Raw genomic sequence first — 15384 nt, 5'->3', positions numbered from 1 at the left:
ACAAGCAGTTTGGGGCTAAATCAGCTTTATCTTTCGGATTTGCCAAATCTTCCAAATACAAACTAATTTTTCTATTAAGCCAAATGCCCAAATTGCTTGTAGCGTGTGTTAGGTGTAGTTTTTTTATTTGAAAATTTCAGGCATAAATTTGTCAATTAAACCGATATGTACATTTACTTTAGTAGAAATTAAAATTCCAGGTTTATTATTTTTCTCTCTATGTTGTTCAGTAATAATAGCTTTTAATTTTTGTTTTGTTTTCTTAATTTTTGATAAAGGATTACGAATATCCGTACCTTCAATTTTAATAACTGCTCCGCCACTAAAACCTCTTGGAATTGGTGATTTTTGCCAACGACCATCAACTAAAATATCGTCTTCATATGCAGTAACAAATTGCGGTATATTGTCAATATTGTAAATTTTATATGTTTCAATATCTACTTCAACAGATGAATATGCTTCCCTTTTAGAATAAACTTGATTACCTTCTGTATTTGATTTTTTATTTCTAAATCCAGATGTTAGATAAATTGGCTCAATCTTTTTGTCATCATCTTCAAATTCTAAATCTTGTAGACTTATAGCTAATTTTTTTAGATTTTCACTTATATCAGATTGAATGTGAAAAACAGTTGCGTCTAAATTATTTGAGTAAGGAGTTTCAATTTTACCTGAAGAAAATCTTTCACCACTTAATTGTTCAATTAGTGAACCGTCACCGGCACCAGTTTGTAAAACAAACCCTTCAAATGATTCAAATAAATGGGTGCTAGACAAAATAAAATATTGATTTTTTATTTTAATTAAAACTCCAGAGCCAAATTGTTCAGCTTTAGTTTTTGGTTTTTGATGTGCTTTTGCTTTTGGAATCGCATAGATGGGTATAACTGCTTTTTCAACATCTTGTGGAGTTTCAAGTGCAATTTTCGTTTGTTTTTCTAGAATTTCAAATACTATTTTTACAATAGGATTTTCTAAGTCGATTTTTGGTTTCCCCATTTTTTTTTAAAAATTACACCTAACGTTCTGGCGCTTGGCGAGGTTGGGGAATAAAGATGCAAGATTTTTCGGTTAAACACAAATTTTCCAAATACAAAACCAACTTTCCATTAATCCTAAAACCCCAATCTCGCCAAACGGCTGTTGTGTGCAGTAGTTCTACTTTAGTTTGTAATTTTTGGCGAAATGTTCTTTCCCTTTTATCCATAAATATTTGTCAATCTTTTTTAAATCAAAATCATCCAAACCATAGTAGTCACTGAATTTTTGGATAATATATTTATAGGTTTCATAATCTTTCAAATCAATTTTTTTAAAATTATGGAATTTGTCTATTTTTCCGAAATGACAAAGCATTTTCTCTGCAAAGGAATCATAAATTGGATAAATGTTTGGTTTATGATGACTACAATATTTTGATGCAAAAGAATAAAAGTTTCTTTTCTTATCTCCGGGCATTTTTACATTAGCAATCTTATTTACGATTGTTAAATCCTCCATTTCAAGTTTGTCATCAATCCTTAATTCGACAATATGTTTAGCGACAGAGAAAGGCGAGAAAATATTTGTACTATAAAAATCATTAAGAGAGCAAACTTTTATTAATACATCATCTATGTCGGTATTTTGAGGATATGTTTGAGTAAATAATTTTTTTAGACTACTTTCCTGCAAAACATAATTTTCTAAGTCGTCCCATTTTTTTAAACTAGCTTCTATTTCAAATGGAGAAGGTTTTACAATCGTCATATTTTAGATTTTGGTTGTTACTATTGCACACAACGTTCGTTCCCGCGCTACAAGCAGTTTTGGACTAAATTAAGCCCATTATTCGGATTTGCCAAATCATCCAAATACAAAACCAACTTCACATTCAGCCAAATCTCCAAATTGCTTGTAGCGTGTGTTATGGGCTGTATTATATGCTGATTGTTGGAACTAATTTAATTAAATTTTCACCAACAGCTCTCATTACACCAATAAATTTTAATGGAATTTCTGAAGTACTTTTAATTGTGAATTTAATGGGAAAATTGGGTATAGTTGCTCTATTTACAAAATAATAAATCCCATTACATTTGTAGTTATCAGCTACATCAATATCTTTTAAAAACCTGTCGCCTGTTGGATTCAATAATTCAGGAGAAGTTACTTGAACTTCATTTTCAGAATTTTCTACTAACAAGATGTATTTTGACATTGGTTCAAGATAAGTTTCGGCTCTAATCTCTAATTCGATTTCTTTTCCGATATTCTTTTCTGTGATATAAGCTCTTACATTTTCATAAGTCTGCACTGCACCTTGTGTAAATGTGTTTTTATTATTAATGACATCTACAATTTGACTAAAACCATATTCAGGCCCTTTACCATAAATATCAATATATAAAGTTTGCATTAAGATGGCAGGCATTAAGCAATCGTCAAGTTTCACAGGAATCAGTTTAGCCTTATTTTGAGTAGCTTTATATAAAGCATTTTGCCATTCTAATTTTACCATATTGCTTGCTAAACTATTTTTAGAAACAAAAAAGAAAAAGTGCTCACAATCTTCTAAACCTTTGTTCATTTTATCTATTATACCTTCTCCTGGTTGCATTGACCAACTGTCATAGAATACTTTTTCCATTCCAAATATTGTCGATAATTTTATTGCAATTGGTTCGACAACAGCTTTGTCTTGATAATTGTGACTTAGAAATATCATAGTTTTTTTTATTACGATTGTTTAGATATAGCCCATAACGTCAGTCTGTGAAAAAACTTCCGTTTGATTAGAAACAAATATAGGAAAGTATTGTTTTAAAACAGGATTTTTCGTATTTTTCGTAATGCAACATATCCTAGGAATTTCCCGTTATCAGATGCGTATTTCAAGTTTAGAAGACGCAATAAGTCCAGACAATCAGGTTCGTTTTATAGATGCTTTTGTATCGTTTGTAGATTTATCTAAGCTTGGTTTTGAAGTTAAAACGCTCAAAAAAGAAGGTCGCCCGAGTTATAACAATAAACTGTTTCTTAAAACCTACCTATATGGTTATCTCAACGGAATAAGAAGCTCTCGAAAATTAGAAAAAGAATGTTTTAGAAATATAGAAATGCAATGGCTATTGGAAGACATTCGACCAAATTACCACAGTATTTCTGATTTCAGAAAAGACATCCCCTAGCATTAAATAACTTATTTAAACTCTTTGTTAGCTTTTTGAAAGATGCCGATTTAATAGCAGGGGAAACCATTGCTATTGATGGAACTAAAAGTAGGGCGCACAACAGCAAAAAAGGAAATTTTAATCAAAAGAAAATTGAAAAGCACCAGGCCTATATTGAAGCAAAAAGCCAAGAATATCTTGATGCTTTGGAGGAAAACGATACCAAAGTGAATTCTTCGGAAATGAAAAACATCCAACAAAAAATAGAACGTTTACAACAAAATAAAATCCGCTATGAATTACTGGAAGAAAAGTTAAAGGCCAGTGGAGAACCTCAAATCAGCACTACTGATAGTGATGCCAGAGCTTTATTAGTACAAGGTCAGGTAGTTGAAATTTCATTTAATATGCAGGCAGCAGTTGATGCCAAACACAATCTGGTAGTGGCCACGCATACCATCAACAAAAATGACCGCAGTGCCTTGTCGGCAATTGCTATTGAAGCTAAAGAGAATTTAGGTATAGAAACATATACTGCTTTAGTTGACAAAGGCTATCATAATGGCAAACAAATAGAAATCTGCAAAAAAGCGAACATCTCTACAATTGTAGCGCAGCCCGAACAAGGAAAAAATAAAGAAAGGATAGCTGAGGGTTATTTGATCTCAAAGTTCAAATACGACCAAACCACTGACACCTACACTTGCCTACAGGGAGAAACGCTAAAAACTACAGGTCACTGGCACAAGAAAACCGATTGCGATAGTTATGAATTCAAGAGATACCGGACATCCAAATGCAGGGAATGTCCCGTAAAACATTTATGCACCAGCAGGGTGGCTGGACAAGATATAGACCGCAGTCAATATGCCGATGCAGTAGAAGAAAACAATAAACGCTATCATGCTAATGCACAACTCTATCGCAAGAGGCAGGAAATAAATGAGCATATTTTTGGCACGATCAAACGCCAATGGGGCTATAACCACACCAACTTAACGGGACTGGAAAAAGTAAACGGAGAACATAGTTTGATTATGCTGGTGTATAACATCAAACGCAGTATCAATATACTTGGCGTACCGGATCTGATCGCAAAACTCCAAAAATGGAACTCACCCTACAGGGTAAAAGTCTTGTTTTTACTAATAACGGGGTATTTAAAGCTAGCTACAAGACAGAATTTTTATTCAACGCAATTTTCGGCCTAAAAAAGAAGCCTTCTCAAAAGGCTTTATTTGAATTGTAGTGGCTGTTAGGTACAGGCTATTTACCACTTTTTAAACTATTAACATATTTGGATGATTTTCCATTCCAATGGCAGTTTATGCATCGGCCATTTTCAAATTTGTGTTCGCAATTTTTCTTTCCATACAAATAAAATGAGCATTCAGGACATAAAGAATTCATTTCTGATGATTCTGAAAAATATAGACTTTTACATTCATCACATTTTTGAGTTATACTATTCATTTAAGGATTCCTTTTTTAAATTTATAACAGTATTTACACTTTTAATTAATCCAATTGAAGCTTTTCCTGTTTCCATTTGAAAATCCATTTGTTCTCCGTAAATATCAACAATTCTAAAGATGGATAATTTTGGTTTATTTACAATGCCTTTAAAATCTCCAAAAATTACATCATCAATTGATTCAAAATCTATTGATTTAAGTTTGCTGTTTTCTATTTCTAAAATTTGACGAGTTGTAATTAAAGTATGTTTGGTTTGACTTTTAATTTCAAAGATTGGAAGCTCATTTTGATCCAATTTAAAGTCAAAATATTTATTTTCAGTTTCTGCCGTAACTATTTTAGAATATTCCCAAGTATCAATATACATTGCAGAGCGTTTTACAGACGCAATTGTTATATTTTGAATAGAGCTGTCTTTTTTTACTTAAGGTTCTTTTAGCTTGTACCTAACGTTCCCGCGCTACACGCAGTTTGGGGTTAAATTAAGCCCATTTTTCGAATTTCCCAAATCTTTCAAATACAAACCAATTTTTCCACTAAACCAAATGCCCAAATTGCTTGTAGCGTGTGTTAGCTATTGTTTATAGTTTACCGTGACATTTTTTATATTTCATTCCACTATTACAAAAACAAGGATCATTTCTTTGTGTTTTTTTTGTATTTATATTTTCTCTTTTTTCGTCGTATAGTTCATTGTAATATTTTCTATCAATTGATTGAGCCCAACTAGTGTCTAATGCAATATAGTCTGCTTCAGGTTTGTTTAAACCTTTACTTAAATGAAAACCTAAAAATCCCATTTCATTATCTGCCTTATAAGATTTACTATATTTTATTCTTTTCGAAATATAGTCTATAAATTTTTCTGGCTTTGGTAAATATTTAGCTATTAATTCTAAGTCAAAAATATTTATAGCAACAGGTAATTCAGTAGTTTTATTTCCAAGTAATATATGCACTTGATGTGTTATTGCAGGATAATCATCTAATACAATTGTTACAATATAATATTCCAATATTTTACCTATCCGATTTATAAAATTTTCATCTTCAAAGGGAAATTTATAGTTTTGATAATCGATCAAATAATTTCTACAGCTTATACCTTGTTCATATGCATTTTGTACTGCTTTTGTGAAATCATTTTTTATAGATTCCAGATTTCCATTTTTAGAAAGTTCAGTTAGTTTTTTAGATTTTATTTGGAAAATTATTGCTTTATGAAAATGAAAAGCAAGAATGTCTATCTCTCCAGCCTGATTATTTTTGGTTTTATTGATTATAATATTCTGATAAATATTTGAAGTTCCAAATACAGGTTCTAAAATTTTTTTAGTAATTTCTTCCGCAACTTTTCCTCTATTATTTTGTGCTATACTAAGATATTTTTTGTCTTTCTGCATCCAATAAAATGGACTTTCGTAGATAGATTCTGACAAAGCAAAACAACTAGGAATAAAAAATGTATTGTCATCAATTTTTAAAATTGGCTTTTCGTTATAAATATTAAAATCTCCTAATTCATTGAATGATTGATTATTTGATTCGTTAATGTTTACACTTAATGCTTCTAAAATATAACTAAAGTCAGGATTATTTATGGTAATTTCATCTTTTTTAAGACAAAGTAAATTTAATATTTGTTCTTTTTCAGATATGTTTTTAATATACTTTCTAGCGTTTAATTTTTCTTGAAGTTTTGTTTTAATGTTATCATAAAATTTAGACAACGAATTAACTTCAAATTTTTTATTTTCTAAAATCCATTCTCTATCATATTTGTATTTAAGTAAAGCAGTGTCTTTATATTGAACATCATAAGCACCACTTCCAGAATAAAACATTGTTTCTTGAAACATATTTCCATTAGTAAAATGTTCGTGTAAATCAACTTTTACGTCAGGATCAAATTTAAAATCTTTTAGAAAAGTAAAATGAAGCTTTTCCATTAGTTGGTAAACTTCTAGAAAAATTTCATTATGTTTTTTATCGTCAAATACTACTTTATTATCAATATTTTTTAACCACAATCCCATTAAGAATGTAAATTCCTTATGATTTAAATGTTCCATATTGTTTTGTGAAAACAATATATCAATCGGTCCACAAAAATCACGGATAACAATTTCGCATAATATATTTATAAATGAAATGGATTTTGTTACTTCATTTAATCTTTCAATAATCTCTTTTCTTGTCATGATTTGTGGTTAAATAACAGCTAACGTTCTGGTACTACAGCGGGTTTGGTACTAAATTATGCCCATTCTTCGGATTTGCCAAATCATCCCAAATACAAAACCAACTTTCTATTAAACCAATTGCCCAAATCCGTTGTAGTACCTGTTAGCGGTAGTTATTTTATTTTCAATATTGTCTCGAATATTTGTCTTGGAGCATAACTAGGATAGTCATTTATTACTTTTTCTATAATGTCTTTTTTTAATCCATCTTCTCTTTGATAGGAATTCAAAAATGGATATTTTCTTTTGTAAAGTGCTTCTAAGTCGTGTCCTTGGTGTAGATTAAATTCTTGACTAATATTTAAAGACCAACCATTTTTAAAGTTACAAGGTTTTATATTCGTAGAAAAAAGACCTAAGTCATTTAGAACTTTGTCAACTATCAATTGAGCGTCAGCTTGTGTTAATTTATTAATATCAGAATAATTTGAGTAAGAGGTTAAAGTAAAATCAGAAAAATTCAACTTTCTTTCTCTTAGAAATAGTAAACCCATTAATAAAGGGTCGAGCAGATAATTTTCAATTGCATATCTTTCATTTTCACCAAGTACAATTATCTTCCCGGCAGATGGGTTAGTAGTATCCCAGTCAATTATGCCATAAACCTGGTCATTCCCATTTTTAGACAAATTATTTACAATATCAATTACATCAGTACAATTTGATCCATTGGATGTTCTTGCAGGCAAGTATATTGGTTCTGATGGCAAATGCTCAATACGGGCATAAATATTAGTTAAAATTTCATAATAATTTACATCGTATTTGCTTTCAACAAATACTTGTCTCCTCTTGTCATTTGAAATTTTTAGAAATGGTATATCGGAAGATAGTATTTCTACCGCTTGTTGAGTAGCTATCTTTGTTGGAATATTATTACCCCTAATCATTTGATAAATCGAAATTCCATCAGAAGCTATTATTGTCGTAGGTGAGTGTGTTGAAATTACAGTTGGGATTTTATTATCAAGAACAATATTCTTATTGAGAACGTCAACCATCATTTTTGACATTGACGGATGAAGACCTGCGTCAGGCTCATCCAATAATAAAAGATCTGGCTTGCCTAAGTCACCACCCGTATTATATATTGCAAGAGCTAAGGACATTAAAACTTTTTCCCCAGTTGATAAATCCATAGAACTAATTTCAAAACCAGCACTTCTATCTTTTAATTTAAAAGTGAAATTAGATTCTAAACGCGTTCCGATTGGACTATTTACCTCATATGGAATTTTTGTTTCAAGAAGAATTTTATTCACGAAATCCCATGGAGGAATCCCAAATTTTTCTTCAAATTCATTTTTTGTCAGAACAGGTTTTGAAACTATTTTGCCTTTTGCTTGACGGTACTCATTATAGTCATTCTCCTCTTGCCTTTTATGATAATTCTTAAAAATTAAAGCGAACTGAGCTGTAAAAAAATCGTTTTGACCCAAGTAAGAAATATCAAAATAATCAGAGAAATCATCTTCAGTTAGTTTATCAAAGTCTTTCTTAGTTCCTTCAATTGTACGAATAACATACTTCCTTGAATTATCGTCACTACCTATATAATCACAAAGTCTATTTATGTCGTTGTTGCTTGGTTCATTTTGGCGATAACTTATAACTCCGTTACTGTAGTTTGTCCAAGAGTTTTTTATGTGCTGTATGATCGTTTGAGGGTCGCATGTTTCAGCGATATTTGGATTTAGACCATTAAAACCAATGTATCTAACATTTTTTATTAAAGTACCATTTATATAAACTTGTGACTTTGCATTATCAGCAATTGCTTCCAATAAATGAGTTTTACCACTACCATTTTTCCCAGTTAAAACTGAAAAATTAGGCAAGTCAAATTCGCAAGGTGGATTTATTGATTTATGTTTTTGAATTATTTTAATTTCCATGAATTGTTTGTCTTTATAATTACCGCTAACTTGTATATATGTCTGACGATATCCGACTTATCTACCCGAAATTGGGTCGCTATGTCTGACAAACGTCAGTGTTTATTTGTTTTCAAAAATAGGATTTTTATTTCATAAATCATCAAATGAACTTTTTAATTTTTGAATACTTTTCGTGTTAAAATAAGGTAAGGAAAGGCTTAAATAAGGTAAAATTGTCAACAAATATTTCCAAAAACTGTCTCGCATTGCCATTAGCTTCCACATTACTGTGACCGCTATTTACAGCCTTTAATTTCAACGTCAGAACATTAAAAATAAAAATATGCAGGGAGAAGATGGTTTAAGAGGACTTGTCAATATGATGGCATTTATGAGGGTAGTAAGCATTCTCTCGGTACTTATTCATCTTTATTGGTATTGTTATGGTTTCTTTCTGGACAGTGGATGGACGTTGGAAGTTATCAATAAGGTTTTGGTGAATTTCTAACAGAGGGCTGGCCTGTTTTTACACACCATCTACACCAAAGTATTTGCTATAGTTCTACTGGCTTTAAGCTGTCTGGAAACCAAAGGTGTTAAGAACGAAAAGATAACCTGGTCAAAAATTATGTGGCTTTGGGAATTGGTTTTGTATTGTTCTTCCTGTATAGGCAGCTGTTAGAGTTGTCAGCAATCTGTAGTTCCTTCCCATTGCGTTCCAGCTTGTAATTTAGCGTGTGGGGAATTCAGTACAGGTTTTGGCACCTTTTTACATTAGTTAATTGCTTACAAGCATAAGATAGCTTTTTTTAAATCTTCAATATATAACTTCAATAATTCAATTGTAAAGAGTAGAGAAAGCCAAAAATGATAAGGGATTCTGTTATGGTCTGTTCAATAGTTGTCTAAAAGTTAAATTGATTCTCGGTAAAACATCTCGAGCCGTTTTGGGAACCTGATGTTGCCAAAAGCTATTGGTAGTTCCAGCCATGAGTAAAAAGGATCCATGATGCAAAGGAATTTCGACCTGAGGGATATCCTTTCTGAATTTATGGCGCAATCGGAACATTCTGGTTTCTCCAAAAGTGACCGAGGCAATAATAGGGTTAGGGCCTGTTTTGTCCACACGATCACTATGCCAGGCAACACTGTCTTTACCATTTCGGTATAGGTTCAGCAGTAGGGCATTAAAATCGATTTGGGTTTGGTTTTGTACTCTTTCTCGAATAGTGAGCAATTCAGTTGTCCACTGGGGATGTTGTCCGTTTTCATTATCCTCATACCAGGCAATCATGCGAGGTGCCGTAACGGTCTTGTCAAAGATTTCCATTTCATAGGCGCTCCATTTCGTCTGGTGGAGTAGTAGGTTATAATATTGATCGGATTCTTCTTTGCTAAAGAAATTATCGATCAAAATCACATCCGCATCTGGCAGGTTAAATACGGTGGTACCGCCCAAACCTGAAGTAAATAATTCGGTATCGTTAAACAGTGTCATAAAGAAATATTTTGAAGTTGGACTATTTTAAAATTTCATTCGATGTCTAGGTAGGTTAATTTCATGACCTTGAGGATAGGGTTTGCGATGGGTGCTGCTGACATCTTCTTTTATTTGCTGTTGGGTTTTAAATTGGTCTTTGGAATCCATATAACGAGGATCGGCAACAAAAGGCATCTTGGCCATTTTGCTTATCGTGATGGTTGGAAAGTGATAATCTACTTCTACTGTACCCAATAGCAAGTAACAACCACCTCCGAGGAAGGGGTGTTGGGCCAAGGAATCAGGAAAATGGGCCGTATCAAAATAAGTACCTTCATGATCGATCCAGGTTCCAAAATACATCGTGCCTTTTTTGGTGGGTACCTGTTTTCTTGAGATCAGATAGGCTAGCATGCGCACCTGTTTTTTATGATGTAATACAAGATCTTTGGCCATAATATCACCGCGATGTTTGGTCTGTAAAAGATCAAAGACACTACAGGATACCGGAAAACTCAGTAGTTCAATTTCATCAAACGCATCTTCAAATAAAGAACGTTCCAATACAGGAAGTTTGTAGTCTTTAACGGGTTCTTGCAAGAGCATCAGCGCTCTGTTTTCAGGTTTAAAATTGTTCAAGAGTAAACTAACAATCACTAGAAGTTGATTCTTGGTTTTGCCTGTAAAGCGAAAAGCGCCTATGAAAATGAGCGTTTTAATACCTTCAATACCCATTGGAATGCGATGGACAAAATCCTCTAAAGAGCCAAATTCGCCATTTTTCTCCCGATCGGATTCGATAAAATTCGCCATTTTGGATTCCAGACTTTGCAAATGCATAAACCCCAAATAAATATCGGTGCCGTAAAGAGTGGTTTGATACTCACTTTTATTCACACAAGGATTATGAATAGTACCACCAGCCATACGCGCTTCGTGTACATACACTTCCGTTCTGTAAAAGCCCCCTTGATTGTTGATGACGGCCACCATGAACTCTACAGGGTAATAGACCTTGAGATACAAACTCTGATAACTTTCTACGGCATAAGAAGCCGAGTGCGCTTTACAAAAAGAGTAGCCAGCAAAGGATTCAATTTGACGGTAGATTTCCTCACTAAGGCTAAGAGGGTGTCCTTTCTGAGCACAGCAAGCAAAGAAATTATCTTTTACTTTCTGCAAAGCTGTTTTAGAACGTCCTTTGCCCGACATGGCCCGACGTAGGATATCGCCATCGGCTGCAGGAAGACCAGCATAATGTAGGGCAATTTTAATGACATCTTCTTGATAGACCATAATGCCATAGGTCTCTCCAAGCTGTTCTTTGAATACAGGATGAAAATACTCAAATTGAGTAGGGTTGTTATGACGAAAGATATATTCTTTCATCATACCAGATTGGGCTACTCCAGGACGAATGATAGAGGAAGCCGCTACGAGTATTTTGTAATTATCACAATTCAGACGTCGCAATAAACCGCGCATAGCAGGGCTCTCAATATAAAAGCAACCAATGGTTTTGCCTTGGGCTAAATAGGTATTGGCTAAAGCCTCATCTTTAGAGAGCGAAGTATCGCGAATGTTGACACGAATCCCTTGGTTTTTCTCGATGAGTTTCACACTATCATCGATATGTCCGATACCACGCTGACTTAGAATATCAAATTTCTCAAACCCAATGTCTTCGGCTATATGCATATCAAAAAGTACAATAGGGAATCCTTTGGGAGGCATTTCCAGCGGAGTAAAGTTGGTAATGGGCTCTTCAGAGATGATAATCCCACAGGAGTGCATGCTACGCTGATTGGGGTATTTTTCGAGCAGCATTCCGTATTCTTGTACCAGTTTGACTATAGAGTTGCTCTGGTGTAAGGCCATAGGATTCTTAGCCAACATATCGAGCTCTTCTTTAGGAAGACCAAAAACTTTACCTACTTCTCTAAAAATGGAGCGGTATTTAAATTCGACATTGGTACCACAAAAAGCCACATGATCGGCACCATAACGATTGAAGATGTACTCTAGTATAACATCGCGCTCTTTCCAGCTCCAATCGATATCAAAATCTGGAGGACTTTTTCGGTTGAGGTTTAAAAAACGTTCGAAATACAGATCCAATTCCAAAGGACAGATATCGGTAATCCCTAGACAATAAGCAATGATACTATTGGCACCACTACCGCGGCCAATATGCATAAAACCCCGACTATTGCTATAGCGGATAATATCCCAGGTAATTAAAAAATAGCCACTGAACTCGAGTTGATCAATCACCAGAAGTTCTTTCTCTACACGGGCTTTTGCCAGTGCATGGTTGTTGCCATAACGCCACAGTAAGCCTTCTTGCGCCAGAGTGGTTAATAAGGCCAGATCCCCCTGTCGATTGTTGGTATAGAATTTTTTGTTTCTAGGGGTTTTAAACTCAAATTCAAAGTTGCAGGCATCAATGAGTTGTTGGGTATTGGCAATAAGCTGAGGATAATCTGCATAAGCTGCTAGAAGGGACTCTAAAGGCAGCATCACTTCAGAGGTTTTGCAATAATCCGATTCAGAGAGTTTGGACAATAGACTATTGGTATCAATAGCCCTGAGTATCTTATGGAGATTAAACTCTCTTTTGGTTCTAAAGGTTACTGGTTGTAATACCACCATTTTAGCCAGTTTACTTTGAAGTTCCAAAGCAAAGAGTTTGGAGACTTCTTCAGGACGAATGCCAATAAACTCATTCTCTGTGAGTATGGTTGGGGCGTTCTCTAAGGTATAGATAATGAAAACTGATTCGAATTTTGGCGCCTGAATCGGCAAGGGGGCTCCACTGAAATTATGTGCCGTTAAAAAGCGATTCATTTCCGCAAGACCAGTAGCGTTTTTAGCTAAACCTATATAACGCAGCTGATGGTCTGAGCGGAATTCCATACCCACCAAAGGTTTAATGGAGACAGCGGCGCAGCCTTTGATAAAATCATAGATTCCCGTTACGGTATTCACATCGGTGAGTGCCATGGCTTTTACACCACAAGAGACGGCCTGCCCAATAAGTTCTTCAAGGGGGATGGTGCCATAACGCAGGGAGTGAAAAGAATGTGAGTTGAGATACATGAGTGTGCTATTTAGTATGCTAGGCTTTGCGTTTTAAGATTTCGTCTTTGGTATTGGGTTTGAAAGATGCTCCTGCACAACGCATTACAGCATCAAAACCATAACGACTTTTCATTTTGTCCATGGCCGCATAGAGCGACAACATTTCTTGAGTATCCTCAAAAAGATCAATTTGATAGGTACCCCGAACCAGTCCGCTAAATCGAATACCGATCAGACGAAGTCGCATGCGACGCTGGTAGAGTTTGTCAAAGAGTTCTGTTACATTTTTAGTGAGGATATGATCCGCTGAGGTATACGCTATCTTGCATTGTTTGGTCTCGGTATCAAAATTGGCGTAACGTATTTTAACCACAATGGTAGAGGTTAACCACTGTTCGGATCGGAGCTGAAAGGCTAATTTTTCCACCATCCCCATCAGGATGGACTTTAGTTTGATAATGTCTATAGTGTCCTGTGTAAAGGTATGCTCGGTCGAGATGGATTTACGTTCGGTATAGGGTTCCACAGGAGTATGGTCAATACCATTGGCTTTCTTCCAAATCTCTAGACCATTTTTCCCGATCATCCGACCCAGTACTTCAGAGGGCATCTCAGAAAGGGTTTGGATGGTCCGAATGCCTATTCGGGATAAGAGCTGAAAGGTAACGGCTCCTACCATCGGTATTTTTTGAATGGATAAGGGATTCAAAAAAGCGCGGACATTATCCTCCGCAATTTCTAAATTCCCTTTGGGTTTTCCTTCACCAGTGGCTATTTTAGAAACGGTTTTATTGACCGATAAGGCAAAGCTAATCGGGAGACCCGTTTCTTTGATCACGGATTGAGCCAGTTCGTCTGTCCATTTATAACTGCCATGAAAGCGGTCCATGCCTGTGATATCGAGATAGAATTCATCGATACTGGCTTTTTCCATAATGGGCGCTTTTTCTTGAATGATCTGAGTAACATCATGGGATAACTGAGAATACAATTCCATATCCCCTTTGAGTATTTTGGCCTGTGGGCATAACTTTATGGCCATGTGAATAGGCATGGCCGAGCGCACCCCAAAACGTCGGGCTTCATAAGAGCAGGAAGCCACCACCCCACGGTCACCACCTCCTATAATCAAAGGGATTCCTTCCAATTGGGAGTTGGTGCGTCTTTCGCAGGATACAAAAAAAGTATCCATATCCATATGTACTATTGCCCTTGCCATTTGTTTTGTTTTTGTAGAGAACAAAATTAGTACAGCTTGTAACAAAAATGATTATATTTGCTGTTACAAATTGTAACAAAATTAATATGTCTTTATTTTCCGATAATATTAGAGCGTTAAGGGTAAAAGGTAAAATTTCACAAGAAAAATTAGCCGAGAGTCTAGAAATTACCAGAGGCAGGTATGTCAAGTACGAGGACGGTACTTCGGAAGCGCCCTATGATATTTTAAAGAAAATAGCCCATTATTATCACATCAGTATTGATTTATTACTCTCTGTAGATGTACGTAAGATTCCGACCGAGAATCTACTCAAACTCGAAGACAACCGATTGGTATTGCCTATTATGGTCGATGCAGCAGGGGATAATTTCATAGAAATTGTCACTCAAAGAGTCAAAGCAGGTTATCTTAATGGCTATGCCGATCCAGAGTATATAGAGAGTTTACAACAGATTTCATTGCCTTTTTTAGGACCTGGTAAACACAGGGGGTTTCCAGTGGAAGGGGATTCGATGCCACCCCACGAGGATGGTAGTATCATCATTGGTCGTTATGTGGAAAGGCTAGGGGATGTACTCGATGGAAAGACCTATATCCTGATTACCAAAAGTGAGGGTATGGTATACAAGAGGTTGAACAAGAACAAAAAAAATGCACTTGTTTTGGAATCAGACAATCGTTTTTATCCTAACTATGAAGTGAAGGCTTCGGATATTTTAGAGATCTGGGAATATGAATGCAGTATTGGAAGAAGTGACAAAAAAGAACAAGAAGATGATATGGAACGTCTCAAATCGATGTTTTCCGAATTAAAAAGAGATCTTGAAGAATTAAAAAATAAGGCCTAATG

The 15384-nt window shown here is 34.8% G+C and carries 12 protein-coding genes and 1 pseudogene; 4 read left to right on the top strand and 9 right to left on the bottom strand.

Translation table 11 applies throughout. The features are described 5' to 3' along the window. Positions 1 to 123 precede the first annotated feature (123 nt). The 3 genes from AC51AA_RS05650 to AC51AA_RS05640 form a co-directional block, all read right to left on the bottom strand. A complete protein-coding gene (locus tag AC51AA_RS05650) occupies positions 124 to 1002 on the bottom strand; it encodes a hypothetical protein (RefSeq protein ID WP_500704757.1) in 879 nt (292 codons plus the stop codon). A gap of 159 nt (positions 1003 to 1161) precedes the next feature. Beyond that, entirely contained in the window at positions 1162 to 1752 is a 591-nt protein-coding gene (locus AC51AA_RS05645) for an HI_0787 family protein (RefSeq protein ID WP_500704756.1), read from the bottom strand. A 169-nt stretch (positions 1753 to 1921) separates the two neighbouring features. Continuing rightward, positions 1922 to 2710, bottom strand: coding sequence for a toll/interleukin-1 receptor domain-containing protein (locus AC51AA_RS05640; protein ID WP_500704755.1), 789 nt, complete (start codon positions 2708 to 2710; stop codon positions 1922 to 1924). Positions 2711 to 2834: 124 nt separating this feature from the next. Here AC51AA_RS05640 and AC51AA_RS05635 point away from each other — a divergent pair, with 124 nt between their 5' ends. Beyond that, entirely contained in the window at positions 2835 to 3173 is a 339-nt protein-coding gene (locus AC51AA_RS05635; protein ID WP_500704754.1) for a transposase, read from the top strand. A gap of 35 nt (positions 3174 to 3208) precedes the next feature. Continuing rightward, positions 3209 to 4366: a transposase gene (locus tag AC51AA_RS05630; RefSeq protein WP_500704753.1), complete on the top strand. Its 1158-nt coding sequence runs from the start codon at positions 3209 to 3211 to the stop codon at positions 4364 to 4366. Between the two features lie 254 nt (positions 4367 to 4620). Here AC51AA_RS05630 and AC51AA_RS05625 read toward each other — a convergent pair whose 3' ends face one another. From AC51AA_RS05625 to AC51AA_RS05615, 3 genes are all read right to left on the bottom strand, one after another. After that, positions 4621 to 4998 (bottom strand): hypothetical protein, encoded by a 378-nt coding sequence (locus AC51AA_RS05625; protein WP_500704752.1) that lies wholly within the window; start codon positions 4996 to 4998, stop codon positions 4621 to 4623. 214 nt (positions 4999 to 5212) lie between these two features. After that, positions 5213 to 6832: a YecA family protein gene (locus AC51AA_RS05620; RefSeq protein WP_500704751.1), complete on the bottom strand. Its 1620-nt coding sequence runs from the start codon at positions 6830 to 6832 to the stop codon at positions 5213 to 5215. A gap of 155 nt (positions 6833 to 6987) precedes the next feature. Next, on the bottom strand, positions 6988 to 8769 hold the full coding sequence (locus AC51AA_RS05615; protein WP_500704750.1) for an ATP-binding protein: 1782 nt from the start codon (positions 8767 to 8769) through the stop codon (positions 6988 to 6990). A gap of 325 nt (positions 8770 to 9094) precedes the next feature. On the opposite strand from AC51AA_RS05615, the pseudogene AC51AA_RS05610 reads away from it, so the two are divergent. Next, positions 9095 to 9444 (top strand): annotated as a pseudogene (locus tag AC51AA_RS05610) (YWFCY domain-containing protein); the annotation flags it as partial. A gap of 190 nt (positions 9445 to 9634) precedes the next feature. Here AC51AA_RS05610 and AC51AA_RS05605 read toward each other — a convergent pair. From AC51AA_RS05605 to dinB, 3 genes are read right to left on the bottom strand one after another with little or no spacing between them, the layout of a single operon-like run. Beyond that, the gene (locus tag AC51AA_RS05605; RefSeq protein ID WP_500704749.1) at positions 9635 to 10249 is read right to left on the bottom strand and encodes an alpha-ketoglutarate-dependent dioxygenase AlkB family protein; all 615 of its coding nucleotides are present in this window, start codon (positions 10247 to 10249) and stop codon (positions 9635 to 9637) included. Between the two features lie 27 nt (positions 10250 to 10276). Continuing rightward, entirely contained in the window at positions 10277 to 13330 is a 3054-nt protein-coding gene (locus tag AC51AA_RS05600) for a DNA polymerase III subunit alpha (protein WP_500704748.1), read from the bottom strand. Between the two features lie 19 nt (positions 13331 to 13349). Continuing rightward, a complete protein-coding gene (dinB, locus tag AC51AA_RS05595; RefSeq protein ID WP_500704747.1) occupies positions 13350 to 14531 on the bottom strand; it encodes a DNA polymerase IV in 1182 nt (393 codons plus the stop codon). Positions 14532 to 14617: 86 nt separating this feature from the next. On the opposite strand from dinB, the gene AC51AA_RS05590 reads away from it, so the two are divergent. Then, complete coding sequence (locus AC51AA_RS05590; protein ID WP_500704746.1) at positions 14618 to 15382, top strand: XRE family transcriptional regulator; 765 nt, start codon at positions 14618 to 14620, stop codon at positions 15380 to 15382. Positions 15383 to 15384: the final 2 nt, after the last annotated feature.

The organism is Flavobacterium sp. OHVDL-2026-0007, assembly GCF_059882335.1.
The sequence above is the reverse complement of the archived record's forward strand: the minus strand, read 5'-3'. Positions and strand labels throughout refer to the sequence as shown.